Source organism: Lacticaseibacillus huelsenbergensis, from assembly GCF_029726355.1.
GTDB classification, from domain to species: Bacteria; Bacillota; Bacilli; order Lactobacillales; family Lactobacillaceae; genus Lacticaseibacillus; species Lacticaseibacillus casei.
In genome coordinates, this window is sequence record NZ_CP120687.1 from 1,985,467 (window position 1) to 2,010,858 (window position 25,392).

Genomic DNA, 25,392 nt, shown 5'->3' on the forward strand with positions numbered 1-25,392 from the left:
CTAACGTGTTGGCATAAAAAAGCCGCGGTGCGATCGTTACAAAGATCATACCGCGGTTTTTTCCGATTATTAGTTATGTACCCGCCCGGTGATTATGATTTAGGCGCGTATTGCTTATCTGCAAACCAAATCGGGATTTCTCGCCGTGCGCTTTCTTCACTATCGGAACTGTGAATCACGTTGCGGATGGTTTGGTCGGCCCATTCCCGCCCAAAATCGCCGCGAATGGTGCCTGGTGCAGCGTCTCCCGGATTAGTTGCGCCCGTCATTTTTCGAACGGCCTCAATGACATTAAAGCCACTGACAACCATGGCCACAAGCGGGCCGCTGGTCATAAACCGTTCAACTTTTGGGAAAAAAGGTTTGTCGACAAGTGCGGCGTAATGCTGGTGCAGTTGAGCAGTTGTTGCCTGAGTGACTTTTAAGGCTTCAATGGTGAAGCCACGCCGCTCAATACGGGTAATGACCTCACCAATGTGCCCGTTCGCGACGCCATCGGGTTTGACCAAAACTAAAGTTTGTTCCTCTGCCATGCGTGTGCCTCGATTCCTAAATATTTTCAGAAAATTCATCCAAATTCAGTATACACGAGTCAAACCAAATGGCGGATGGAATTTTTGTCTACCGCCAATTGATTTTCGATAGCACCCGCCGACCAAGGAATTCTTGGATGAGCAGATAAAACGGTACAGTCGAGACCATGAGGGGTACATAAATCAATGCGAGTTGCCACTGCCACAGGCTGGCGAGCGAAAAGACGTGGTTGAAAATAAAGAATACCAGGAACAACGCTGCGCTTAGACCAGCCAGCAAGCCGACCTTGAGCCGATTGAAGGGACGGGCAACGACCAGTAACACATTAAGGGAAATTGTGCCGATCAACATCGCGACCATTGTTGAGGTGGTGTCGAAGCTGAGGTTCAGGAACGACTCCATCCAAGTTAGCAATAAGGTGTAGACGACCACGCTGATAGCGGCTGGCGCGGCAACGGTCATGACTTTTTGCATGAATTGCCCAGTGACGCGTTCAAAGTTAGGCTCTAGCGTCAGGAAGAAGGAAGGAATGGCAACACCGATGGCCGAAACCGGTGTGAGGTTAATCGGCACGATCGGGTAGTCGAGTGGCAAAAAGACGAAAATGGTGGCCAAAATGACGGAGTACATGGTTTTGACAAGATACATCGATGCCACGCGTTCGATGTTGTTGATGACACGGCGGCCTTCGTTGAGCACACCAGTCATGGCATCGAAGTTCGAATCCAGTAAAACGAAATCCGCAATCGAGCTGGCGGCGTCGGCGCCGGAAGCCATGGCAATGCTACAGTCACTTTGGCGCAAAGCCAGGACGTCATTGACACCATCACCGGTCATCGCAACGGTATGGCCTAATGCCTGGTAAGCCATGATGAGCTGCTTCTTTTGATCTGGGGTGACGCGGCCAAAAACGTTGTACTGCTTGACCAAAGCCTGAAAGTCGGCTTCAGTGGCATCCGCAGCAATTGTGCTCATGTCGACACTGCGATCGGCGCCTTCAAGGTGTGCCTGTTTGGCAATATTGGCAACTGTGATCGGGTCATCACCGGAGATCACTTTTAATGCCACGCCTTGACTCTTGAAGAAATCAAAGGTGTTAATGGCAGTCGGGCGTAATTCGTCGGTGATCAAAATGAGCCCGAGCAACTCCGGGTTCACAAGCGGCTGAGCAAGCGCTTTGACGGTCCCCACCGCCAGCACGCGGTAACCGTTTGAAGCGGCCTGTTTGATTTGGGTCGCAATGTCCGCAGGCAGCTGGTCGCCAAAAGTAAACTGCGGGGCGCCCATAAATAAAGCACGTCCGTCAACCACGGCACCTGACCATTTACGCGCAGATGAAAACGGCATGGTTTGCGTGACCTGCTGGTTGGCGTCAGCGTCGATTGCGGCTTTGATGGCTAAGGCGGTTTCGTTATCATCATTGAGGGCATACACGATGGCTGCCGCAGCACTAGTGACATCTTCGGCGTTGTGGCCAGTTGCCGGCAATGTGTTGGCAACTTTAAGTTTTCCGCTGGTAATGGTGCCGGTTTTATCCAGGCAAATCGTATCGACACGCGCCAAGGCTTCGATGGCAGGCAAGGCTCGAACCAACACGCGTTTGACGGCCAGGTTGCGGGCAGAAACAGCTAACGCCACATTGGTCAGCAACACCAAACCTTCCGGAATCATCCCGATCATGGCCGCACTGGTGGTTAAAATAGCCCGATTATAATTGCCGCGACGAATCATGGAAACGGAAAAAAGAATGATACCGATCGGAATGAGCACATAGGTTAAAACCCGAATGATGCGGTTAATCGTTGCCAGCAATTGACTTTGACTGGCTTTTTCGGCTTTGGCTTCCAAGGAAAGTTTAGCGGCAAAGGTATCTTTGCCGACAGCGGTCACTTGCATGGTAGCTTGGCCGGAAACCACAAAAGCGCCGGAAAGCAACGGATCGCCCACTTTTTTAGTGATTGGCCGCGATTCACCGGTTAACGGACTTTCATCGCTTTCAAGCCCGTTGGTGGCAACAACGGTACCGTCAACCGGAATCTGATCGCCGCGTTTGAGAAGCACCATATCATCCATGACCAGCTGCTCGAGATCGATTTTTTGTTGCTGGCCGTCACGAATGACGGTGGCATGAGCAGCGGCGAGGATGGACATTTTATCGATTTGCCGCTTAGCCTGAATTTCCTGAATGGTACCAATGGCAGTGTTGATGATGGCCACACCAAGGAACAACAGGTTTTTGTAACTGCCGGTGGTGATGATAAGTGCACCAAGGACAACATTGACCAAATTAAATAAAGTAAACGTGTTGACTTGGATAATCTGGCTAATGGAACGGGTCAAAGGCTTGAGCGGAAGGTTGTGTTGACCGCTCTCAAACCGCTGCTGAACCTGTTGTGCCGATAAACCCTGATCAGGTGAAATGTTTTGCGCTGCCATCGCATGCCCTCCAGTTCTTTTTATTTATTTTACCAATCTATGCAACGAGATGCCGAATATCAAACTTGTTTTTACGAATCTTTGAAGTTATACCGGTTGCCGGCTATTGTCTGGTGCCATGGCAACCGTCATAATAAAGGCTAAATGACAGGAAAGAAGCGATTGCATGGTAAAACTAAATCCGAACGGAACCCGTTTTGTAACGTTGCCAAACGGTTATCATCTATGGACCCAGACGCAAGGCCAAGGCCAGATTCGCCTGATGACTTTGCATGGTGGACCCGGCGGCACCAACGAAGTGTTTGAAAACTTTGCCCAAGAACTCGCGCCTTATGGTGTCCGCGTCACCCGTTACGATCAATTGGGTTCATTCTTTTCCGATCAACCCGACTTTGCCGATCCGGCCAATCAAAAGCGTTTCCTCAACATCGATTATTACGTCGATGAGGTGGAAAATGTCCGGCAGCAGCTGGGGATTGATCACTTTTACCTGCTTGGACAGTCTTGGGGCGGCGTGCTGGCGATCGAGTATGCGCTTAAATATGGCGAACACCTTAAGGGACTGGTCCTAAGCTCGATGATTGATAATCTGGATGAATACCTAGTCAACATCAACAAGATTCGCGAAAAGATGTTTTCGCCTGAAGACGTTGCGTATATGCAGCAAATCGAGGCGCGCCATGCGTTTGACGATGCCAAATACCAGGCGTTGGTGAGCGAACTAGGTGAGCATTATCTGCACCACGCAGCCGATCCCCAGCCCCGGCACTTAATCTCAACACTGGCAACGCCGGTCTATCACTATTTTCAAGGTGACAATGAATTTGTGATGGTCGGCGCGCTTAAAAATTGGGATCGCCGGGCAGATATTCACCGAATCACGGTGCCGACGTATTTGACATTTGGCGGCCATGAGACCATGCCATTGACCGCGGCGGAACGGATGGCCCAAACGATCCCACATGCCACGTTGCATGTTACCCCAAACGCAGGGCACGGGCAGATGTTGGACAATCCGACCGATTATTTCAGCCATTTAGGCCAGTGGCTCACGCAAACCGACGCAAAAGCACCTTTAAGTGACAATTAACGTTATAATAAAAGTGGTAATTTAAAGTTGTTTAGGTAATGGAGGTGCTTTCATGGCTAGCATTGATGAATTAAAAGATGATCTATTTGAACCGGTTCATGCGTTTGATAAGGCGATTGAGGAACAACCGGAATTAATGATCCCGATGGCCGTCGTGCATTTGATTCCAATTGCGTTGGCACTTGGCGGCGGCATCATGATCATTCGCGGTCACCAGAAGCTGCGCATCGAAAAAGAGCGAACCAAACAGCTGAGTCTTAAGTTACAAATGCACAAACATCATCACGGTCGCCACAACTGGCGGTTGGCGCCAGAACATCGCGGCGCCCATGACGTCTTTGCACCGGAGTATGAAGAGGTGCCTTTGAACAAGAAGCATCATATGCACCACCGGCATTAAGGTTGTTAATATTAAGGCTGAGATACAGTCCACGGTCTAAATAAAAGGAGAACGCATGCCTAAAAAATCGGGTGCGTTCTTTTTTGCATCAAGATAGGTAATTTGGTAGAAGCATAGGGATCTTAGTGCCAAAGCGGAGCAATCGTAGGCCAGATGGGCTCAGTGGTGAGATTGTACTAGCCGGGCGATCTTCCCGGCGTAGTACAAGGCCGAGCTTAGAGACTCTGCCGGTTTTGCAGAGGCTCTAAGTCGTGCCCACCACTCTAGCTTTGCGGTCGCCAGCCCCAATCTGGCCGGAGATTGCAGAGTTTGGCACGGCGTGGAACTCATTGCCTAGGGTTTTTCTGTATTATTCAGAATTCGTTAAACCTTGAAAGTTTCACAAAACTTTTGACTCAGTTACTAAACTTGAGACAGGGCCTTAACTTTCAACGAGCAGATTGAAACTTGCGGTCAGATGCGGGAAAATAGGGCAATACAATTATTTTTTGGAGATGAAGCTGATGTCAACCATTTTCATGCGCGCGGCGACGACCAACGATATTCCTGATATGATGCGGGTGATTGCGTCTGCTCGCAAGTTTCTAAGCGATCAGGGTATCCCTCAATGGCAAGGCACTTATCCGGATCAGGCAGCCATTGAGCAGGACGTTGCCACCGGGATCGGTCGGGTGCTTGAAGTTGACGGAAAAGTGGCCGGACTGGCGGCACTGGTTGTGGGGCCGGACCCGCACTATCTACGGATCGACGGGGAAGGCTGGCTGGCCGATGTGCCATACCTGGCCGTCCATCGATTTGCGCTTGACGGCAGCATTCGCGGCAAGCAACTGAGTCGGGTTTTCTTCAGCAACATCATGAGTGAAGCCTATCGCCGCGGTTTTACCGACTTACGGGTCGATACGCACGCACAAAACGTGATTATGCAACATGCGATTACCGGGATGGGCTTCGATTTTCGCGGGATTGTGTACATGGATGAGCCGGTGCCGGAACGGAATGCTTACGAGGTGCGGCTGACAACGGGTTGACGATTTTCAAAATGGAGGAGAAATATGCAGGATATTGGCAACTTAGCACTCATCTTGGTAACAACATTGATACTGGCACATATCAGTCGCTTGCTGAAAATGCCCGCCGTGATCGGTGAGTTGTTAGCAGGGATTTTAATTGGACCGGCATTATTGGGCTGGCTGACCCCTAGCCATACGGTTTCATTATTTGCCGAAATTGGCGTTATTATTTTGATGTTTTTGGCTGGGCTCGAAAGTGATTTGGATTTGCTGAAAAAATACTTCAAACCCGGCATGCTGGTAGCGGTGATTGGGGTGATCGTGCCTGTGGTCGTCGTGTTCGGCTTTGCTCACGTCTGGGGATTCAATTTGACCAGCAGCCTTTTTCTCGGCATCACTTTTGCAGCAACATCCGTCTCGATTTCCGTTGAGGTTTTAAAAGAACTGCATGCATTGGATGGCCGCAACGGGGCGACCATCTTGGGTGCGGCGGTGGTCGACGATATTCTGACCGTTTTGATTTTGAGTTTCACGGTTGCGGTGTTAGGGGAACAAAAAACAGCCAGCGTACCGTTCTGGCTGCAAATTGTCGAACAGTTGCTGTACTTCATCGGGATTTATCTGGTGGTCCGCTGGGCGGCGCCGTACTTGATGGGGCTGGCAGAAAAGCTCTTTCCAGCTTCGGCTGTCACGATTATGTCGTTGCTGATTTGCTTGGGGATGGCCTATGTGGCAGATCTTGTTGGCATGTCAGCCGTTATCGGCGCCTTTTTTGCCGGGGTTGCGGTTGGGCAGACCCATTATCGGCAGGAAGTTGACAGTAATCTGAGTGCGATTGGCTATGCGGTGTTCATTCCGGTTTTCTTTGTCAGCGTCGGCTTGAACATGCGCTTTGATACGTTTGGCCGGGATATCGGGTTTATCGTCATTTTGACCTTGCTGGCTTTGGTCACCAAGTGGGTCGGGTGCGGCCTTGGCGATCGCTTGGCTGGGGCCACTTGGTTGCAAAGTAACGTGGTTGGCGCCGGCATGGTGTCCCGCGGTGAGATGGCCTTGATCGTGGCTCAAATCGGTTTTGAGGCTAAGTTGATGGATGCCGAGTATTATTCGGCGGTCATTGTGGTCATTGTCCTCACAACGCTAATTGCGCCCGTGATTCTAAAGGATGCCCTCCATCGGGAACAGGAACTTGTATAATGTAAGTGGTAAGCTCACCAAGACATAAGCGATTATGACGGTTTGAGGCGCTTATGGGCGGTTGAAAATAAGGAGGATTTCAATGGCAACTTTATTTTTTGATTTTGATGGGACCGTGGCAGATTCGGAAGCCGGCATTGTCGCGGGATTAAAATACATGGTTCAGGATCGCGGCTTGCGGCCTTTGGATAATTCGGCGTATGTGCAATTTATTGGTCCGGCACTGGTGGATATGTTACCGAAAGTCTGGCCGGAATTGGATGATGTCGAAGTTAAACGAGCAATTGACGCTTTCCATCATTACTATGAGGAAGAAGGCCTGTATCAGGCAAAGCTCTATCCTAAGTTTCTGGATACCATGACTGAATTGAAGCAACAAGGCGATCAGCTTTATATTGCTTCGGCAAAACCAGAGACCATGTTGCATCGTTTGGTTAAGCATTTTTCACTGGATCAATATTTTGCCGGTGCTTACGGTGCCAGCGATGATGAGCAGACGCGAGTGACGAAGACCGATGTTTTGGCCTATGCGCTGAAGGCGACCCAAACGGATCCGGCTGTCAGTGTCATGATTGGTGATCGAGCAAACGACATGACCGGTGGCTTGGATAATCATGTTCAGCTGCTGGGCGTTACCTATGGCTTTGGTTCAGCCAAGGAGTTGCAAGATGCCGGCGCCAAAGTCTTGGCCAACAAGCCGGAAGCAATTCCGGAAGGCTTGAAAAAGGTTGCCAAACTTAGCGCCAAATCCTGAACGTGTGGTACATCCGCAGGTAACAAAACGACGCCAGAGTTCGGTGTTCCGAACTTTGACGTCGTTTTTATATCCAGACGGTGCAGCCTACTGCTCTTTTTTTGCAGCTTGCCGGGGCTGGATGACTTTTGTGCCGATTTCATTTAAAAGTTTCACAAATTGCTTGGCTTTGCGTACGCCTAAAGCGTTCACCCATTCGTTGAAGCGCTCGCTGGCTTCTTTGGTAATCGCGGCTTCTACCTGCTTACCAAGCGGTGTTAGCTGCAATGTATTACGCCGCCGATCAGCTTCGAACTTGGATTGCGTCACGTAATTCAAATTACGCAACACGCGTATTTGCCGCGCAACAGCCGGCTTGGTTACGCCGCGTTTGGCAACAATGGCAGTCAAGCTGATGGTGGGATCATTGGCAATGTCGGATAAAATCCGGTATTGCTCGAAACTCAAATGGTATTGGGCCATGGGTTCTGAGATCAGTTCGTTGATATTCTTGAATGTTGAGAAATAGGCATCCACATATGCCTCTAGTAAGGGTTTATCAGTCATTTTTCTTCCTCCAGACATTATCTTAACAAAACACAGGCTACATGTAACTTGAAATTCTGAAAAGTTGCGGTACACTTTTTAGTTATGTAAAGGACTTGAACTACTTATGGAGGCTACAAAACTTGCGAAAACATAAAAAGGCGTGGCTGATCGGGATACTGTCAGTCGTTGGGATTATTGTGGTGGGCTTAATTGGTGCCAGTCTTTATTTTTACCAATATGCTTTCGTGCCCTCAAAGAAGTCTTTTTTGAGTGGCAAAGAGAGTCGCATCATTACGGACGGGAAGGCGTGGCTTAAATCCGTACATAAAGAAACCTGGACGCAACAGGCGGTGGGCGACAAGCTTAAGTTGGTGGCGGATTATGTTCCGGCGGCCAAGCCAACGACCAAAACCGTTGTGGTGGCGCATGGCTATATGACGAACAAAGAATATATGGCGCCGCAAATCAAGATGTTCCATGATGCCGGCTTCAATGTTCTAGCTCCTGATGATCGTGGCCAAGGCCAATCGGAAGGCAATTATATTGGTTATGGGTGGCCAGATCGGCTAGATTACCTGAAATGGATTAATCAAATCATCAAAAAACAAGGCAAACAGAGTCAAATTGCCTTGTATGGTGTCTCGATGGGCGGCGCAACGGTGATGTATATCAGCGGCGAGAAACTGCCGTCGCAAGTCAAGAGCATTGTCGAAGATTGCGGCTACACCAGCATTATTGACGAACTTGCTTATCAAGCCAAGTCGATGTTTAATTTGCCAAAATGGCCGTTGGTGCCGGCAGTGGCACTGACCGCAACGCTTAAAGCCGGTTACAACGTTTTTGATGCCAGTGCGATCACGGCTTTGCACAAGAATACACGGCCGATTCTTTTTATCCACGGAGCCAAAGACACATTTGTCCCGACTAAAATGGTTTACCAGAATTATCGCGCAGCCACCAAGGCGAAAAAAGCGCTCTGGGTGGTTAAGGGTGCTGCTCATGCGCGGAGTTTTCCGGATCATCCCCAGGTTTACGCCAAACGCGTAGTCGGCTGGTTTAACGCCAACTGGTGAGTGTGCGTTTAATGCTGCGCTTCATTGGCGGCAACGCGGGTGAGAATCGTGTAAATCCTTTGCGCATCGCTTGGTGTGCCGCGAAGTTCGTAGTCGGCTAAAAATGGGGCGTCGAATTCTTTAGCGTAGCGTTTGGCAGTGAGGCAGTATTGTTCATTAAAATTCCGATTGCCCGAACCGATGATGCCTAAGCAATACTCGGCATTTTCGCCTTCAGCAAGGTAATCGCCCATCGCATTGGTCATCAGTTCCTTGACACCATTGTCGATACCGTTGCCGCCGTCAAGATACGTGGGCACCATGACAAAAAACGGCTTGGTTTCTCCATCGCTCTGGGTGGCTTCAGAAATTTCTTTCAACTGAATCGGTGGATTGTCGGGATTCTGCTGGTGCTGGGTTTCGGCATAGTCAGCCAAGCGATGAGCAAAAGCACGCGTGTTGCCGGAGATTGAAATAAATAAAACGCGAATAGGTTCAGTCATGATGATTGCCTCTTTCGTTTAAAAGTAAAATTGCTGGTTAATGGCCATAATAATGCCGGAAAAAGGAGTCGCGGTGTCGTCGAAAGCGCCGCGACTCCTTTTGGGTGAGCGTGAGCCGGCGCGCTTAGGAGTCGGAGTATAAGTGGCCTTGAACGTGATGGCCCGGGCTTAGGCCATCACGTCCAAGGTCCTTATACGCAGACTCTTGCGCCTGCGAACGCGTTATGGTGAGTGCGTTATAGCAATAAATTAAAACTCCTGATAAACAGCCGGATCCTGATCCCTTAAGCGGCCATCAGGCTTACTTAACTGATCAATGGCTGTCATTTCTTCCTTCGTCAGGCTAAAATCAAAAATATCAAGATTCGTGCGCTGCCGGGAAAGATGAGCCGATTTTGGAATTGGCAAGACACGGTGTTGGAGATCCCAGCGCAGGATAACCTGCCCGACATTTTTACCGTGTTCCGCAGCAATTTGCTTGATGACAGGTTCTTTTAAAACGGCACCGCGGCCTAAAGGACTCCAGGCAACTGTTTGAATGTTATGGGCGTCATCATACTCACGTTGGGTTTGCTGGTTAAAGTAAGGATGTAGCTCCACTTGATTAACCGCTGGCGTGACGCCGGTTTCTTTAATCAGTCGATCAATGTGCTCCGGTAAGAAGTTGGAAACACCAATTGAGCGAATTAAGCCGAACCGTTGTGCCTGAATCAGCGCCTGCCAAGCTTCAACGTAAAGTCCTTCTTTTGGATTAGGCCAATGGATCAAATAAAGGTCGTAATAATCCAGACCAGCGCGGTATAGACTTTCTTCGATGGTGTCAATGGCCTCTTGATAACGGTGATGACGGCCGGGTAACTTAGATGCAACGATCAATTGGCTGCGGGGAATGCCGCTTTGGCGAACCGCTTCGCCCACAGCACCTTCGTTTTCATAATTAAACGCTGCATCGAGCAGGCGATACCCTAAGTTAAGGGCACCGACCATGGCTCTGACGCCGTTCGTGCCATTTAATTTATATGTCCCAAACCCGACTGCCGGCAAGACGTTGCCGTCGTTTAACGTATAGTGCATGCAAACAACCTCCTTGTGAAATACGAAATCGCTGGTGGTTTATCGTGCAATAACAGGTGATGTCGTTGCCGCTTCATTTAGTGTAGTCCAAATGTCAGGATGCGTACAAGTCACGATGGTGCATCGTGTATAATGAATGCCATATAAGGAAGCAGGTGGTCAAAACGAGAACACAACAATGGCGAGCCATTTCCCGAAGTTGGTTTGCATTTTTCACCATGATTTTCTGGGTGCTTCTTTTTGTGGAAGCCTTCAGCACGGGAATGATGCTGACGGTTGGGACACCGGCACGTACTGAACATGTGATTGTTAAAAGTAAAGGGTTGGTGCAGATGACCCAATCCCTAAATAAAGAATTAATCGACACGGCGAACAAGAACGGCGCCACTTTGAATCCGCAGTCGACGTTGGTGACCATTGATGACACGCAACGATTGGCTTCAAAAATGGTGACTGCCAGTGCGGACAATCAAATGCGTGTGTCACTGGATACGATTAAAGAGAGCATAGCAAGTCGCCTGCAGAAAGCCGCTGCCGATCAAGGGCAAAATTTTGATCAAAAGAAAGTGCTGACGAGCCTTACAGCCTTCCTTGATCGCGAAATCAATCAGCTCGTGATGTCCGAAGGCTGGGGACGGGCTTATCCGTTACTGGTGCTCATGACCCAAACCGCGGTCATTGTGGCGGCGATCCTGATGGTGATCGTTTTATTGATTATGCTAAAAACTGCCCACTCTTGGCGCCGATTTTTGGCAGTCACGGGTCGCTCCACTTACATCATGGGCTATATGGGCGGCTTTATGGCAGTTTTAACAACCGCTAGCCCGTTCTTAGGTGCCATTAGTGCCCGAATGCCGGTCAATGCTGAACTGGCGCGCGATTTGCTTCTTGCGTATTCACCGTTGTGGCAGCGCGTGGCCGGTTGGACCATTGTCATTGGGTTGGTGATCGCGGCGCTGAGTCATTTCCTGCCGCGGCCGGCCGTTGATGAAAGTGAGTCGGTGAATGCGGCATGACGGGTTTATTGAATCGCATTAACGCGTTCGCCAGCCCAGAAACCGGGCTGGCGAACGCTCACTAGAAAGGGAGGTTTCATGAAACGAGATAAGTGGCTTTGGTTGGCGTTATTGGTTGTGGTGCTTGTTGCCGGTGCCGGGTGGTATTGGTATAACAACCAGGCCGATACGCCGCCAACTAAAGAAGAAACCACGATTGGACGCACCGCGACACTTTATTTGCATGGCTATTCTGGCGGTGCCGGATCGACGAATACACTGATTCGCCGGGCCGAGGGAACTGGTGCGACCAAAGTGCTGACGGCAACAGTTGCAAAAAATGGCAAAGTTCACTGGACCGGTGATCCGCATCGCGTCAGCAAGCCCATTGTTCAGGTGATCTTTCAAGACAACAAGAATCCTGACGTCGTGAAACTGGCAGATTGGTTGACAACGATTAATCGGCAGCTTTACCAGCGCTATGGTGTGCGCAATGTTAACTTTGTGGCGCATTCAATGGGCAACATGGCGGTGATGTTTTACGCGGTTCGCAATCAGGATCAAGGGAAGTTGCCAAAAATGAAGCACTATGTTGCCATTGCCGGGCATTTTGACGGCATTATTGGCATGGGTGATCAACCTCACCAGATTAAGCTGGCGGCAAACGGTTACCCGTCACCCATGGACGAGAACTACGGCGAATTGGCACGTTTACGGGATCATTTTCCTAAGGGCGTTAAGGTATTGAATATTTACGGTGATCTTCACGATGGCAGCGATTCTGATGGTCGCGTAGCCAATAACTCTTCGCGATCCTTGCGTTATCTTGTCAGCACACGGGCAGCCACTTATCAGGAAAAGGAATACTTTGGCCGTGATGCCCAGCACAGTGCATTACATGAGAATCCGCAAGTAGCCAAAGCCGTCGATTCGTTCATCTGGTAAACTCGCGACTAGTCACGGTCATAAGGCGCAATGACGACTTTACCACCCAGAAAACTTGCCATATACACGTCTTCTGGTTTATAGCCTTGTTCGGCAAGGCGGGCTTTGAGCCAGTCCTCATCGTGGTCAATCGCATCGAGTGCTGCCGGGTCAATCTGGCCGTCTAAGATGAGTGGATACTTGATAGTCTCATCGCCTTTGAAAATGACATTCAACTGTCCGTTCTGTTCAAGATAGGCTTGGCGAACATCGCGCAGATCTTTCACACCAGCGGTACGTAAGCGATAGGCGAGGTCGTTGGCTGACAAACCAACCTGCGTGGCGGTTTCGACGCGAATGTTCCCGTGTGAGACCACTAATAGCGGCTCGCCATCGATAGCCCGTTTGAGCCAGCGATTATGATTCGTCAGGTATTTCGAGCTGAAGACGATGAGCGTCCAGATCAGTAAGACGTTGACAAATTGCAAAATGCTGACGTCGGTATTATAAATGACACCCCCGATAATGCCGCCGAGGACATAGTTTTGCATCTGGTCAACAATTGTGGCCGGGGCTAGATTGCCTTTACCGGTGAGCTTAATCTGGACAACAAACACGATAAAGCCTAAGAGCAGTTTCATTGCGGTCACAAAATATAAATCCTGAAAAAGTGCCATGTGTGCCTCCTACTTGGTGACAAATTGAACTTGCGGGACAATTAAAGTCGTCTTGGTGAGTTGGTAACTATTGTTATCGGCGTTGATCGTGACGGTGTACATTCTTTTCGTGGACTTGCCAATCGTTACCAGCATTCCCGTGTGAACCGTGCTACTGTTGGCATATAGTTGATTGACGGGCACTTGCTTCTGCTTGGCAACGCTGCGCAATAAAGTCGCGACTGCCTGTGAATCAGCAGTGGCGGTACGACTTGCCTGAAGATCGCGAATCTGAATGCCGATGGTCAACAACTCGATGAGAGCCACCAGGATTAGAAGGTCACGATATTTGTTGCTGCGCTTGTGACGGAGAAAATAAACCAGGTAGGCAATGATCGCCACAGCTCCGATGATGATGATGCTGTAACGCAAGGTGTTTTGCCAATTGTCTTGATGAGTCAGCGCTGAATACGCAAAAAAAGTCGTTCCCATGAGACGCCTCCAAAAATAATAATCTGGTCAAATCATAACAGAATGATAACCTGTTTGAAGTTATTCTTGACACGAAACATGACGGTGTTATGATAATCGCAACTCAAAACAGACAACATTGCTTTGCGGAGAAGAGTATCTGAAGCGCGGATCCCAAGCGAGCCTGGACAGTGGAAGCAGGCGATCGGTTAATCGGAGAAGATGAGCTCCAAATAGCTTTTCAGTGGTTCACGCCATTGAAACGGGTGCATCCGTTACCATGCCAGGTATCGATTTGGTACTGGTGAGGTGTTGGCGCTATGCCGACACGAATAAGGGTGGTAACGCGCGTCAAGCGCCCCTTGATCTTTAAAAAGATCAAGGGGCGCTTTTTTTGAGCGTGAACTGGCGCGGTTAGAAGTCGGAGTGTAAGTGGCCTCAGGCGTGATGGCCCGGGTTTAGGTCATTGTGCCTGAGGTCCTTACACTCCGACTTCTGCGCCAGAGAACGCGTTATCGCGATTGCCGCCTCTTTCGTTGCCGTGTGCTCAATGTTGCTTGAGAATCGTCATTTTCATAAAACGGGAGGAATTCTCATGACAGAAGAAGTTAAAATCAAAGCACCATTTCGTGCTGATTTAGTTGGCAGTTTGTTACGTCCGGAAAGATTGAAAGTGGCGCATCAGCAACTGGACATCGGCGAGATTCAACAGGATCAGGAGCTGGCGATTCAGCACGAAGCGATTGATCACATTGTCAAAAAGCAGGTTGAATTAGGCTTCAATGCGGTCACAGATGGGGAATTCTCCCGCCGGTACTGGCATCTTGATTTCTTCTGGGGCTTAAATGGCTATGAAAAAGATGACTCCTGGAAGTATGAGCACGATTTTAAAGGCGGCATCAATGCGGCGGCGAACGTTCATTTGGCGGGGAAAGTCAGCTTTAATCCGCAACATCCGTTCTTTGCGGCATTTGAGTATCTTAAAAGTATCGTGCCGGACGGGGTACTGCCTAAACAGACGATTCCCAGTCCAGCCTTGCTGTTTCGGGATCATCGCAGTGACAACTGGCCGAAGTACTATGACACCTTTGACGATTATTTAGCCGATATTGTCCAGGCTTATGTCGATACGATCCAGCACTTTTATGATTTAGGCGATCGGTACCTTCAAATCGATGACACGAACTGGGCATATCTGATTCAGAACTTGAAGGACACCGAAAACGATCCGAAGAAGCATGAACATTTTGTGGCATTGGCTAAGTTGGCACATCGCGTGATTAAAGCGGTTTTGGTGAAATTGCCGGAAGATTTGACGGTCACCTCACATATCTGTCGCGGCAATTTCCAGTCGACGTTTTTGTTCTCCGGCGGCTATCAATATGTGGCTGATGATATTGGGGACTTGCCATACGACGGGCTGTTTCTTGAATATGACAGTCAACGGGCCGGGTCGTTTGAACCGTTGCCGCAACTTTGGAACGGGGATCCCAACAAACGAATTGTATTAGGTTTGATCACCTCGAAATTTCCGGAATTAGAAGATGAAGAAGCGGTGATCGAGCGCATCAACGCCGCAACTGCTTACGTGCCGCTAGAAAATCTGGCTTTGTCGACCCAATGCGGCTTTGCGTCGACAGAAGAAGGTAATAAGCTGACAGAAGACGATCAATGGGCCAAGTTGGCGTTGGTTCAACGCATTGCCCATCGTGTTTGGGCCGATGCCTAACCTGCAAGTTGTTTTGATGATGAAAGTCGAATCGTGACCGAATTTTTTACGCACCTCCGGCTATTGTGTTATATGATGAATATGTAAACGATTGAGAAGGAGATCTTTTATTTATGGCAAAAGTCGAAAGCTTCACATTGGATCACACGGCAGTCAAGGCACCTTACGTACGTTTGATTACGACTGAAAAAGGTACCAAAGGCGATGAAATTTCGAATTATGATCTGCGGTTGGTTCAACCCAACACCGCAGCCATCGATACGGCTGGTTTGCACACGATCGAGCACTTGTTAGCATCGTTGTTGCGCGATCGGATGGATGGCGTCATTGATTGTTCACCATTTGGCTGCCGGACCGGGTTCCATCTGATTACTTGGGGCACGCACAGCACCACCGAAGTCGCCAAGGCCCTGAAGTCCAGCCTGGAAGCAATTGCCAATGATATTACCTGGGATGATGTACCGGGCGTTGATATCAAGAGTTGCGGCAATTACAAAGACCACAGTCTGTTTTCGGCAAAGGAATGGGCAAAGCTGATTCTGAGCCGTGGCATTTCCGACGACCCATATGTGCGTCAGGTTGTCTGAGTTTGTCAAAATGATCGACGAATGATTGCGCGTCCGTGTGCGCAAAAAAGGCGCTGTCCAAGTTTGTGAAGCGAACTTGGCAGCGCCATTTTTATGGGAACTGATTTAACTGAATAAGTCGATCAACCAGCGGCCGCCATAGAGAAGACTCATACTGTAGGCGAAAATCGTAATGGGCTTGCCTAGTACGATAATCCAGAAGAATTTAGTGAAGGTCATTTTTGTGAGCCCGGCCAGCAGACACAAAACATCATCAGGTGCGACCGGTAACACAATTGCCAGCGTAAATAATCGGTCGAAACGCGTTTGATTTTTTGTATACCCAATGTATTTGTCGTAAGTTTTTTCGGAAATCAAATAAGTCAGCAGCGGTTTGCCGAAACGTTGGGCCAGGAAAAAGTTGATAAAAGAGCCAATCGCAATGCCGACGTAATTGTAAAGAAAGCCAAACCACGGGCCAAAAAGAATGACGCCGGCAGCTGTGCTGACACCTCCGGGAATGATCGGAATGACGACTTGAATAATCTGGATGATCACAAAAAACAAAATTCCGGTTAGGCCGAGTTGAGCAATATAGTTTTGCAAGACCTTAACATCGGAAAGAATGCCAAGGTCGTACCAATAGATGGTCACGGCAATTAAAGCGATGACAACCATGACAGTTGCCAAGTTAATCAAATGGCGAATATTTTTGGGAGTCATATCCTAAACCTCAAAACGATTTATCATCACGAAAACATCTATGCTACAATGAGTCAAGCGTACCAAACGTATGTACTGAATGGAGAGCTATATGTACGAATATTTTGAAGGCACGATTCAAGCAATTACCCCGGCCTACATTGTCATTGATGTCAATGGGATCGGGTTTCGTCTGCTGGTTGCCAACCCATATGACTTTGAAGCCGGTAAGCAGATGCGAATTTATGTGCAACTGATTATCCGCGACAATGATCAAGCCTTGTATGGTTTCGAATCTGCTGCAGATAAGCGCACGTTTAACCAGCTGTTGACGGTTACCGGGATTGGCCCGAAGTCGGCACTGGCTATTTTGGCGAATGTCTCCAGCGGCGGCCTGGCAACCGCTATCGCTCAGGACGACGTTAAGTTCCTGACCAAGTTTCCAGGTATCGGCAAGAAAACCGCGGCCCAGATCATTCTCGATCTAAAAGGAAAAATTTCAGCGGATGCCGAGCCGTCGCCAGCTGCCATCACGCCGACAGCGAGTGACGTGGCACCGGCGCTGGCCGATGCATTGGCGGCTTTAGTTGCTTTAGGATACACCCAACGGGCAGTCGACGGTATCACAGATGCTTTGAAGGCATTTGATGCCACAACGACTGATGCCTATTTGCGTGAAGGCTTGCGATTATTAAGCGGACGTGCGTAGCATTGATTATACTGGAGCCATTCTCGGCCGACAACATGAAGGAACTTATGAATAGGTTAAGAATAGGGGGTGAACCTTTTTGGCAGACGCAAACAAGGATCGGCTAGTTTCAGGCGACATTGATGACCTGAACGAAGCGCAAATTGAAAAGAGCTTACGTCCGCGGATGCTGGCGCAATACATTGGCCAGGATCGGGTTAAACATCAGCTGCAGGTCTATATCACCGCGGCCAAACAACGCGAAGAGTCCTTGGATCACGTGTTGCTTTACGGGCCGCCTGGACTAGGGAAAACAACATTGGCATTAGTCATTGCCAATGAGCTAGGCGTCAACATTCGCACGACTTCCGGGCCGGCCATTGAGAAGCCGGGCGACTTAGTGGCGTTGTTGAATGAGCTGCGTCCCGGTGACGTGCTGTTTGTCGATGAAATTCACCGCTTACCCAAAATCGTAGAAGAAATGCTTTATTCGGCGATGGAGGACTTCTATATTGATATCGTGGTGGGTCAAGGGCCGACCGCGCATCCGGTTCATTTTCCCTTACCGCCGTTTACACTAATCGGTGCCACGACGCGTGCGGGCATGTTATCAGCGCCATTGCGGGATCGATTTGGCATCAGCGAACATATGGCGTATTATTCGCCTGACGACTTAAGTGAAATCGTTAAGCGGTCGGCAACAGTGTTTGACATGGCGATTGATGCTGAAGGTGCTCATGAAATTGCGCGGCGGTCGCGGGGCACACCACGCGTTGCCAATCGCCTGCTGAAGCGGGTGCGCGATTTTGCAGAAGTTGCCGGTAAAAGTCCGGTTGATTTGCAGATGGTTGATCATGCGCTGGATCAATTACAGGTTGATGCGCAGGGACTTGATCAAATTGATCGAAAACTATTGATGTTCATGATCCGCGATTACCAAGGCGGTCCGGTCGGCTTATCCACGATCGCGGCAAACATCGGCGAAGAAATGGCCACCATTGAAGAAATGTACGAACCTTATTTGCTGCAGATTGGCTATTTAAAACGGACACCGCGCGGCCGCATGGTGACGCCGGCCGGATTTGCGCATATGGGGATGACGGCGCCGGAGCCTGATAACCGGGCGCAGTAAGTCAAAACGATTAAAATGAATGGAAGCGAACAAGGTGCAAGACAAAAAACGTTATCGTCAAGTAGAAAATAAAAATTATCAACTTTCGGATTTCGACTATGATCTGCCACATGAATTGATTGCGCAGACACCGCTGAAGGAACGCGATGCCAGTCGGTTATTGGTACTGAATGCTGACACCGGTGCCATGCAGGATCGGCATTTTTATGACATTTTGGATTATTTCAAACCAGGGGACGCACTGGTCATGAATGACACTCGGGTGATGCCGGCGCGGCTTTATGGTGTTAAGCCGGAAACCGGCGCGCACATGGAAGTCTTGTTACTTAACAACACGTCTGGCGATGACTGGGAAACCTTGATGAAGCCAGCGCGTAAGGCACCGGTTGGCACCGTGATTGACTTTGGTGACGGCTTGTTGAAGGCAACGGTCACCAAAGAACTGGATCATGGTGGCCGCATGATTCATTTTGATTACGATGGCATTTTCATGGAAATTCTGGACAAGCTTGGCGAAACACCACTCCCGCCTTACATCAAAGAAAAACTTGACGATCCGGAGATGTACCAGACAGTTTATTCAAAAGAGCTAGGATCCGCAGCAGCACCGACAGCCGGGTTGCACTGGACCAAAGAATTGCTGAAAAAAGTGCAGGATAAAGGCGTCAAATTAGTTTATCTGACCCTGCATGTCGGCCTTGGCACGTTCCGGCCAGTGGTTGAAGAAAATATCGAAGCCCACAAAATGCACAGCGAATTTTACCGCTTAACCCCGGAAGCCGCGGCAACGTTAAATGAGGTCCGCGACAACGGCGGCCGCATCATTGCAACCGGGACAACGTCAATTCGGACTCTCGAAGCCATCGGCACCAAGTTCGACGGTGAAATCAAACCGGACTCTGGCTGGACCGACATCTTCATCAAGCCAGGCTACCAGTGGAAAGTCGTCGACGCCTTCATCACCAACTTCCATCTACCAAAATCAACCCTAGTCATGCTAGTAGCCGCCTTCACCGGCCGCGACACCATCCTGAATGCTTACAAGCATGCGATTGAAGAAAAATATCGGTTCTTTAGTTTTGGGGATGCCATGTTCATCTATTGATGAGCGTGAGCCGGCGCGTTTAGAAGCCGGCGAACGCGTTACGGAAAGCATCAGAGAACATTTTTTCAACAAACACCACACCACGCAAAAAGCCGGCTTGCCCAACGCAAGCCGGCTTTATAACGGACGGGATCACATCAACACACACCTACAGACATGTCTCGATTTTTCTTTTAACGCATCGCTGCGTGGAACAACGTATTCATAGACGATCACAATGGCCGGGTCAAAACCCGGGAAGTGCGAAAACTACGGTAACGGGGATCCCGTCCTTAGGTTTATTTTAACAGGAATCGCGATCCGAAAAAAGCAAACGGGCCTAAATCTGCCAAACTTTGAGCGCATTTCGTTTTGTGATTTAAAACAAGTCCCTTACTTTTAAATCACAAGTAACTCTGTTAAACTGGCATAACGAGAAAATGGAACAGCAATGCTGCGAGGGCACTGCGATGAATAAGGAGTTTGTTCATGGAACCAGCTGTTAAATATCGTCTCATCCATCAAGATAAGCATAGCGGTGCCCGTTTAGGTGAATTAATCACGCCACACGGGACTTTTCCAACACCTATGTTTATGCCGGTAGGGACGCAGGCAAGCGTTAAAACGATGGCGCCGGAGGAACTAGATACGATGGGTGCCACCGTTATTTTAGCCAACACGTACCATCTGTGGTTGCGCCCGGGACCGGAACTCATTGAAGAAGCCGGTGGGTTGCACAAATTTATGAATTGGCATAAAGGCATTTTGACTGATTCTGGCGGTTTTCAGGTCTTTTCACTCGCCGACACTCGGCACATCACGGAAGACGGCGTTACGTTCAAGAACCATCTTAATGGGGCAAAAATGTTTCTGTCACCGGAAAAAGCCATTGCCATCGAAAATGCGCTGGGTCCCGATATCATGATGAGTCTGGATGAGTGTCCGCCATTTTTTGAAAGCTATGATTACGTCAAAAAAAGTGTGGCACGAACCAGTCGTTGGGCGGAGCGGGGGTTAAAAGCCCACAAGAATCCGGATTGGCAGGCGTTGTTTGGCATTGTCCAAGGAGCTGGCTTTAGGGATCTGCGTGAGCAAAGTGCCAAGGACTTGGTCAGCATGGACTTCCCGGGCTATTCGATTGGCGGGTTGTCGGTTGGTGAATCCAAAGATGAGATGAATCACGTATTGGACTTTACGACGCCGCTGCTGCCGGAGAATAAACCACGTTACCTGATGGGTGTGGGTTCGGCGGATGCGCTCATTGATGGCGCATTGCGCGGCATTGACATGTTTGACTGCGTTTTGCCAACACGGATCGCCCGCAACGGCACCTGCATGACCAGTCGCGGTCGCCTTGTTATCAAAAACGCGAAGTATGCCCATGATTTTGGCCCGCTCGATCCTAATTGTGACTGTTACGCTTGTCGCAATTACAGCCGCGCCTATATTCGTCATCTGATTCACGTTGGCGAAGCGTTCGGCATTCGGTTGACGACCTACCATAACCTGTATTTCCTGTTACACCTGATGCAGCAGGTTCGCGAAGCCATTGCGAATGATGATCTTTTGGCGTTCCGTGAAGACTTTTTTGAAGCTTACGGGTATAACAAGGAAAAGGCAAAGAATTTCTAGATTATTGGAGCACAACGCGAAATTCTGGTACACTATGCATTGACAAACTAAAAATAAGAGGTGCCTAATTTGGGAAATGGTAATGTTTCAATGATCGTTCTGTTAGTTGCTTTTTTTGCCTTCATGTACTTTTTCATGATTCGTCCGCAAAAAAAACAGCAGCAGAAGCGTCAAGAAATGCTGAATCAGTTAAAAAAAGGTGATCCGATTGTGACGATTGGCGGCCTGCACGGGGTTATCGACTCCATTGACCAGCAAGCAGGAACGGTTGTCATCGATTCTGACGGGATTTATCTGACGTTCAACTTAAACGCGGTTCGTGGCGTAGCTTCTCGTCCCGCAACACCGGCGCCAGCAGCCAAGTCAGAAGAAGCTGCCAATACGGATGAACAACGAGCAGCCAAAGCAGCTGATGACACTGCATCAGAGGCTGATAGCCAAGCAGCTGCCTCAGACGATACGACTTCGGAAGCAGACAACAAACAGAATTAATCGGCAATTCATTGCTGAATCAAACAAGAGCGGGCACTTGCTGGCTCTTTTTTTGAGCAAGAACGGAAGCGCTTACATAGAGTTTTCTGTGACTACGAGCACGTAATTTCTGATCAAATTGTCGATCACTCGTAATTCCCGGCGATCAAGTTCAAAAAAATACAAAGTGAAAAGCGCTTTTAATCCTTGATACTCCGCTAATAGCAATGAGCAAGCATTTTTTCGTGAAAAAGTTCACCAAAGTTGTTTACAAATTCACATGAATCGGTTATGATCTTCTTGTGAAATGGTTAACAAAAATTCTGCGAAATGCTTGGAGGTAAGCTCATGCTTAAGAATACCGCGAAAACTGCTACTGAAGTTGATGTGAAGCAAATGATCGACGAACTGGTTGCCAATGCGCACTCAGCTTTGAAGATTATGAAAACCTTTGATCAAGAAAAGATCGATCACATCGTTCATCGGATGGCGATTGCCGGCTTGGATCATCATATGGAATTGGCAAAACTCGCCGTTGATGAAACCGGCCGTGGAGTTTGGGAAGATAAAGCCATCAAGAATATGTTTGCCACCGAAGAAATCTGGCATTCAATTAAGAACAATAAGACGGTTGGTGTGATCAATGAAGATAAGCAACGCGGTTTGGTGTCGATTGCCGAACCGATCGGGGTCATTGCCGGGGTAACTCCGGTGACGAATCCGACTTCTACCACAATCTTCAAATCCGAAATTTCAATCAAAACCCGTAATCCGATTATTTTCGCCTTCCACCCGGGGGCCCAAAAGTCTTCAGCGCGTGCGCTGGAAGTCATCCGTGAAGAAGCTGAAAAAGCCGGATTGCCAAAAGGCGCTTTACAGTATATTCCGGTACCAAGCATGGAAGCGACCAAGGCTCTGATGGATCATCCAGGCATTGCGACGATCCTGGCAACAGGTGGCCCGGGCATGGTTAAGTCCGCCTATTCTTCTGGCAAGCCTGCTTTAGGGGTTGGTGCAGGGAATGCCCCGGCATACATCGAAGCCAGTGCCAACATCAAACAGGCCGTCAATGACCTGGTACTTTCCAAGAGTTTTGACAATGGTATGATCTGTGCTTCCGAACAAGGAGCGATTGTTGATTCCAGCATTTACGATGCTGTGAAGAAAGAATTCAAAGCCCAAGGCGCTTATTTTGTCCAACCTAAAGACATGAAGAAGTTTGAAAGCACCGTGATCAATCTTGAAAAGCAAAGTGTCAACCCGCGCATTGTCGGTCAAAGTCCGAAGCAGATCGCCGAGTGGGCCGGTATTCAAATTCCGGAAGGTACCACGATTCTGATCGCTGAACTTAAAGGCGTGGGCGCGAAGTATCCACTTTCCCGCGAAAAGCTGAGCCCGGTTTTGGCCATGGTCAAAGCTGACGGACATGAAGATGCCTTCAAGAAATGCGAAACTATGTTGGACATTGGCGGGTTAGGGCACACAGCGGTTATTCATACGGCAGATGAAGACTTGGCTTTGAAGTATGCCGATGCCATGCAGGCTTGCCGGATCTTGATCAACACGCCATCTTCTGTCGGCGGGATTGGGGACCTTTATAACGAAATGATTCCTAGTCTGACGCTGGGCTGCGGCTCTTATGGCGGCAACTCGATTTCGCACAATGTGGGGACAGTTGACTTGCTGAATATCAAGACCATGGCAAAACGGCGCAACAATATGCAATGGATGAAATTGCCGCCAAAGATTTATTTTGAAAAAAACTCGGTTCGCTATCTGGAACACATGGAAGGCATTAAGCGGGCGTTCATCGTTGCCGACCGCAGCATGGAAAAGCTGGGTTTCGTGAAGATCATTGAAGATGTGCTGGCACGCCGGGAAAATCCGGTTCAGGTGCAGACCTTCGTTGATGTTGAACCTGATCCATCAACCGACACTGTCTTCAAAGGAACCGATATCATGCGATCATTTGGTCCAGACACCGTGATTGCTATCGGCGGCGGCTCGGTGATGGATGCTGCCAAGGGTATGTGCTTATTCAACGATGCAGGAGATGCCGACTTCTTCGGGGCTAAGCAAAAGTTTCTGGATATTCGTAAGCGGACTTACACCTTCCCGAAACTGAACAAGACCAAGCTGGTTTGCATCCCGACGACTTCCGGTACCGGTTCTGAAGTTACCCCATTTGCGGTTATCACGGATTCGAAAGCCGGCATCAAGTATCCCTTAGCCGATTATGCGCTGACCCCGGATATCGCGATTGTGGACAGTCAATTCATTGAATCCGTACCGCCAGTGGTTGTCGCCGACTCCGGTCTCGATGTTCTCTGCCATGCAACTGAAAGCTATGTATCCACTATGGCGACCCATTACACCAAGGGTTTGAGCCTCGAAGCAATCAAGTTGGTATTTGAAAACCTCGAAAAGAGTTATCACGGCGACATCGCTGCGAAATCCAAGATGCATGATGCTTCAACGATTGCCGGGATGGCCTTTGCCAACGCACTGCTGGGAATTAACCACAGTATTGCCCACAAGTTGGGTCAGGCGTTCCATCTCCCTCATGGCCGTTGCATTGCGATCACCATGCCACACGTGATCCGTTTCAATGCCAGTCAGCCGAAGAAGCGCGCTATCTGGGCTAAGTACAGTTACTTCCGCGCTAACGAAGATTATGCAGAAATTGCCCGTTATCTTGGCTTGCCAGGTAAAACCACCGATGAACTGGTAGAAAGCTACGTTCAGGCCTTCATCAAACTGGCACACAGCGTTGGCATCAAGTTGAGTCTGAAGGATCAAGGAGTTAAAAAAGCTGATCTGGACAAACAGGTTGATCGGCTTGCCGAACTTGCTTACGAAGACAACTGCACAGTCACCAATCCACAAGAACCATTAATCAGTGATTTGAAGCACATCATTCTCGATGAATACGAAGGCACAGAATCGACTTTCTAGGCGAGCGCATGCTAATCATTTCACGATGATCGGCAATGGTTCATCAGATTAACCTTTTGTGCCGATCTGCCAAAACACGTCATGAAATTGACGTGTTTTTTTGCGCAAGTCATGGCATAATGTAGTACAGTGACTGCAAATTAAAAGTAAGGACGTAAAATGACACCGAATAAAGAAGATTATCTTAAGTTGATTTTTGAGATCGGCGGTGACACCGAATTGGTCTCTAATAAGCAAATCGTTGCGGGGATGCATGTTTCTGCTGCCTCGGTCAGTGAGATGATCAATAAACTGGGTGAAGAAAAACTGGTCGCGCACACGCCTTACCAGGGAATCCAGTTGACATCGGCAGGCCGAAAAAAAGCGGCTATTTTGGTGCGTAATCATCGTCTTTGGGAAGTGTTTTTAGTTAAGTGCCTGAAGTATTCGCCGGATGCTGTTCATCAGGAGGCGGAGAAACTCGAGCATGCGCTGACACCGGAGATGGCCAAGCGGTTGTCCGCGATGTTGGGGAATCCCGAATACTGCCCACATGGCGGCGTCATTCCGGATGCTGAAGGCCACTATATCCAGCAGAGTCGGGTCACTTTGGGTGCAATGGAAGTTGGCCAACGCGGTCATATCGAACGGCTAATCGATGAAGTCTCGTTAATTGATTACACCGTCAAAATTGATTTGCGACTTGATGATGCCTTTACAGTGACTGCAAAAACGCTGGATGCGGTGGTCATTAAATTGGATCGGACTGGAAAAGAATTGGCGGTCGATGCTGATCGCGCTGCGCATATATTTGTTGAATTGTAATCAGG

Annotated in this window: 25 protein-coding genes; 17 read left to right on the top strand and 8 right to left on the bottom strand. The window is 49.0% G+C overall.

The annotated features are described in order from the left end of the window. Positions 1-92: 92 nt before the first annotated feature. Both ndk and LHUE1_RS09065 read right to left on the bottom strand, forming a co-directional pair. Positions 93-533 carry a nucleoside-diphosphate kinase gene (gene ndk / locus LHUE1_RS09060; RefSeq protein WP_049172497.1) on the bottom strand — a complete coding sequence of 147 codons (441 nt, stop codon included), beginning with the start codon at positions 531-533 and terminating at the stop codon, positions 93-95. A gap of 88 nt (positions 534-621) precedes the next feature. Next, positions 622-2,970, bottom strand: coding sequence for a cation-translocating P-type ATPase (locus LHUE1_RS09065; RefSeq protein WP_049172499.1), 2,349 nt, complete (start codon positions 2,968-2,970; stop codon positions 622-624). A 166-nt stretch (positions 2,971-3,136) separates the two neighbouring features. Here LHUE1_RS09065 and LHUE1_RS09070 point away from each other — a divergent pair, with 166 nt between their 5' ends. From LHUE1_RS09070 to LHUE1_RS09090, 5 genes are all read left to right on the top strand, one after another. Next, a complete protein-coding gene (locus LHUE1_RS09070; RefSeq protein ID WP_049172501.1) occupies positions 3,137-4,060 on the top strand; it encodes a proline iminopeptidase-family hydrolase in 924 nt (307 codons plus the stop codon). 52 nt (positions 4,061-4,112) lie between these two features. Further along, positions 4,113-4,460, top strand: coding sequence for a hypothetical protein (locus LHUE1_RS09075; RefSeq protein WP_010493652.1), 348 nt, complete (start codon positions 4,113-4,115; stop codon positions 4,458-4,460). 503 nt (positions 4,461-4,963) lie between these two features. Continuing rightward, positions 4,964-5,488 carry a GNAT family N-acetyltransferase gene (locus LHUE1_RS09080; RefSeq protein ID WP_049171608.1) on the top strand — a complete coding sequence of 175 codons (525 nt, stop codon included), beginning with the start codon at positions 4,964-4,966 and terminating at the stop codon, positions 5,486-5,488. Positions 5,489-5,512: 24 nt separating this feature from the next. Then, complete coding sequence (locus LHUE1_RS09085; protein WP_277848314.1) at positions 5,513-6,667, top strand: cation:proton antiporter; 1,155 nt, start codon at positions 5,513-5,515, stop codon at positions 6,665-6,667. An 82-nt stretch (positions 6,668-6,749) separates the two neighbouring features. Then, positions 6,750-7,421: an HAD hydrolase-like protein gene (locus LHUE1_RS09090; RefSeq protein WP_049171602.1), complete on the top strand. Its 672-nt coding sequence runs from the start codon at positions 6,750-6,752 to the stop codon at positions 7,419-7,421. A gap of 87 nt (positions 7,422-7,508) precedes the next feature. Here the strand turns inward: LHUE1_RS09090 and LHUE1_RS09095 are convergent, their stop codons facing one another. Continuing rightward, positions 7,509-7,967 (bottom strand): MarR family winged helix-turn-helix transcriptional regulator, encoded by a 459-nt coding sequence (locus tag LHUE1_RS09095; RefSeq protein ID WP_010493661.1) that lies wholly within the window; start codon positions 7,965-7,967, stop codon positions 7,509-7,511. A gap of 122 nt (positions 7,968-8,089) precedes the next feature. Between LHUE1_RS09095 and LHUE1_RS09100 the strand changes: the two genes are divergently transcribed. After that, positions 8,090-9,022: an alpha/beta hydrolase gene (locus tag LHUE1_RS09100; protein ID WP_049171599.1), complete on the top strand. Its 933-nt coding sequence runs from the start codon at positions 8,090-8,092 to the stop codon at positions 9,020-9,022. Positions 9,023-9,030: 8 nt separating this feature from the next. Here the strand turns inward: LHUE1_RS09100 and nrdI are convergent, their stop codons facing one another. Both nrdI and LHUE1_RS09110 read right to left on the bottom strand, forming a co-directional pair. Beyond that, entirely contained in the window at positions 9,031-9,504 is a 474-nt protein-coding gene (gene nrdI / locus LHUE1_RS09105; RefSeq protein ID WP_049171596.1) for a class Ib ribonucleoside-diphosphate reductase assembly flavoprotein NrdI, read from the bottom strand. A 249-nt stretch (positions 9,505-9,753) separates the two neighbouring features. Continuing rightward, complete coding sequence (locus LHUE1_RS09110; RefSeq protein WP_049171593.1) at positions 9,754-10,578, bottom strand: aldo/keto reductase; 825 nt, start codon at positions 10,576-10,578, stop codon at positions 9,754-9,756. A 218-nt stretch (positions 10,579-10,796) separates the two neighbouring features. On the opposite strand from LHUE1_RS09110, the gene LHUE1_RS09115 reads away from it, so the two are divergent. Both LHUE1_RS09115 and LHUE1_RS09120 read left to right on the top strand, forming a co-directional pair. Beyond that, complete coding sequence (locus LHUE1_RS09115) at positions 10,797-11,594, top strand: hypothetical protein (protein WP_191978412.1); 798 nt, start codon at positions 10,797-10,799, stop codon at positions 11,592-11,594. 78 nt (positions 11,595-11,672) lie between these two features. After that, positions 11,673-12,518: an alpha/beta hydrolase gene (locus LHUE1_RS09120; protein ID WP_049171590.1), complete on the top strand. Its 846-nt coding sequence runs from the start codon at positions 11,673-11,675 to the stop codon at positions 12,516-12,518. Between the two features lie 8 nt (positions 12,519-12,526). Here LHUE1_RS09120 and LHUE1_RS09125 read toward each other — a convergent pair whose 3' ends face one another. Together LHUE1_RS09125 and LHUE1_RS09130 are read right to left on the bottom strand one after the other, a co-directional pair. Then, complete coding sequence (locus LHUE1_RS09125) at positions 12,527-13,174, bottom strand: DUF421 domain-containing protein (RefSeq protein WP_049171588.1); 648 nt, start codon at positions 13,172-13,174, stop codon at positions 12,527-12,529. Positions 13,175-13,183: 9 nt separating this feature from the next. Next, a complete protein-coding gene (locus tag LHUE1_RS09130; protein WP_049171586.1) occupies positions 13,184-13,645 on the bottom strand; it encodes a DUF3290 family protein in 462 nt (153 codons plus the stop codon). A gap of 574 nt (positions 13,646-14,219) precedes the next feature. Between LHUE1_RS09130 and LHUE1_RS09135 the strand changes: the two genes are divergently transcribed. Together LHUE1_RS09135 and LHUE1_RS09140 are read left to right on the top strand one after the other, a co-directional pair. Further along, on the top strand, positions 14,220-15,353 hold the full coding sequence (locus LHUE1_RS09135; protein WP_049171583.1) for a vitamin B12 independent methionine synthase: 1,134 nt from the start codon (positions 14,220-14,222) through the stop codon (positions 15,351-15,353). A gap of 113 nt (positions 15,354-15,466) precedes the next feature. After that, a complete protein-coding gene (locus LHUE1_RS09140) occupies positions 15,467-15,940 on the top strand; it encodes an S-ribosylhomocysteine lyase (protein ID WP_010493679.1) in 474 nt (157 codons plus the stop codon). 105 nt (positions 15,941-16,045) lie between these two features. On the opposite strand, the gene LHUE1_RS09145 is transcribed toward LHUE1_RS09140, so the two are convergent. Further along, a complete protein-coding gene (locus LHUE1_RS09145) occupies positions 16,046-16,642 on the bottom strand; it encodes a TVP38/TMEM64 family protein (RefSeq protein WP_049171580.1) in 597 nt (198 codons plus the stop codon). Positions 16,643-16,733: 91 nt separating this feature from the next. On the opposite strand from LHUE1_RS09145, the gene ruvA reads away from it, so the two are divergent. The 7 genes from ruvA to LHUE1_RS09180 all read left to right on the top strand — a co-directional run bounded on the left by ruvA (position 16,734) and on the right by LHUE1_RS09180 (position 25,387). After that, positions 16,734-17,330, top strand: coding sequence for a Holliday junction branch migration protein RuvA (gene ruvA / locus LHUE1_RS09150; RefSeq protein WP_049171578.1), 597 nt, complete (start codon positions 16,734-16,736; stop codon positions 17,328-17,330). 79 nt (positions 17,331-17,409) lie between these two features. Then, positions 17,410-18,441: a Holliday junction branch migration DNA helicase RuvB gene (gene ruvB / locus LHUE1_RS09155; RefSeq protein ID WP_010493685.1), complete on the top strand. Its 1,032-nt coding sequence runs from the start codon at positions 17,410-17,412 to the stop codon at positions 18,439-18,441. A gap of 19 nt (positions 18,442-18,460) precedes the next feature. Beyond that, positions 18,461-19,546: a tRNA preQ1(34) S-adenosylmethionine ribosyltransferase-isomerase QueA gene (queA, locus tag LHUE1_RS09160; RefSeq protein ID WP_047107365.1), complete on the top strand. Its 1,086-nt coding sequence runs from the start codon at positions 18,461-18,463 to the stop codon at positions 19,544-19,546. Positions 19,547-20,014: 468 nt separating this feature from the next. After that, a complete protein-coding gene (gene tgt, locus LHUE1_RS09165) occupies positions 20,015-21,157 on the top strand; it encodes a tRNA guanosine(34) transglycosylase Tgt (RefSeq protein WP_049171575.1) in 1,143 nt (380 codons plus the stop codon). A 90-nt stretch (positions 21,158-21,247) separates the two neighbouring features. Continuing rightward, a complete protein-coding gene (gene yajC / locus LHUE1_RS09170; RefSeq protein ID WP_044113052.1) occupies positions 21,248-21,649 on the top strand; it encodes a preprotein translocase subunit YajC in 402 nt (133 codons plus the stop codon). 327 nt (positions 21,650-21,976) lie between these two features. After that, a complete protein-coding gene (gene adhE, locus LHUE1_RS09175) occupies positions 21,977-24,583 on the top strand; it encodes a bifunctional acetaldehyde-CoA/alcohol dehydrogenase (protein WP_049171572.1) in 2,607 nt (868 codons plus the stop codon). A gap of 159 nt (positions 24,584-24,742) precedes the next feature. Then, complete coding sequence (locus tag LHUE1_RS09180; RefSeq protein WP_010493697.1) at positions 24,743-25,387, top strand: metal-dependent transcriptional regulator; 645 nt, start codon at positions 24,743-24,745, stop codon at positions 25,385-25,387. Positions 25,388-25,392 lie beyond the last annotated feature (5 nt).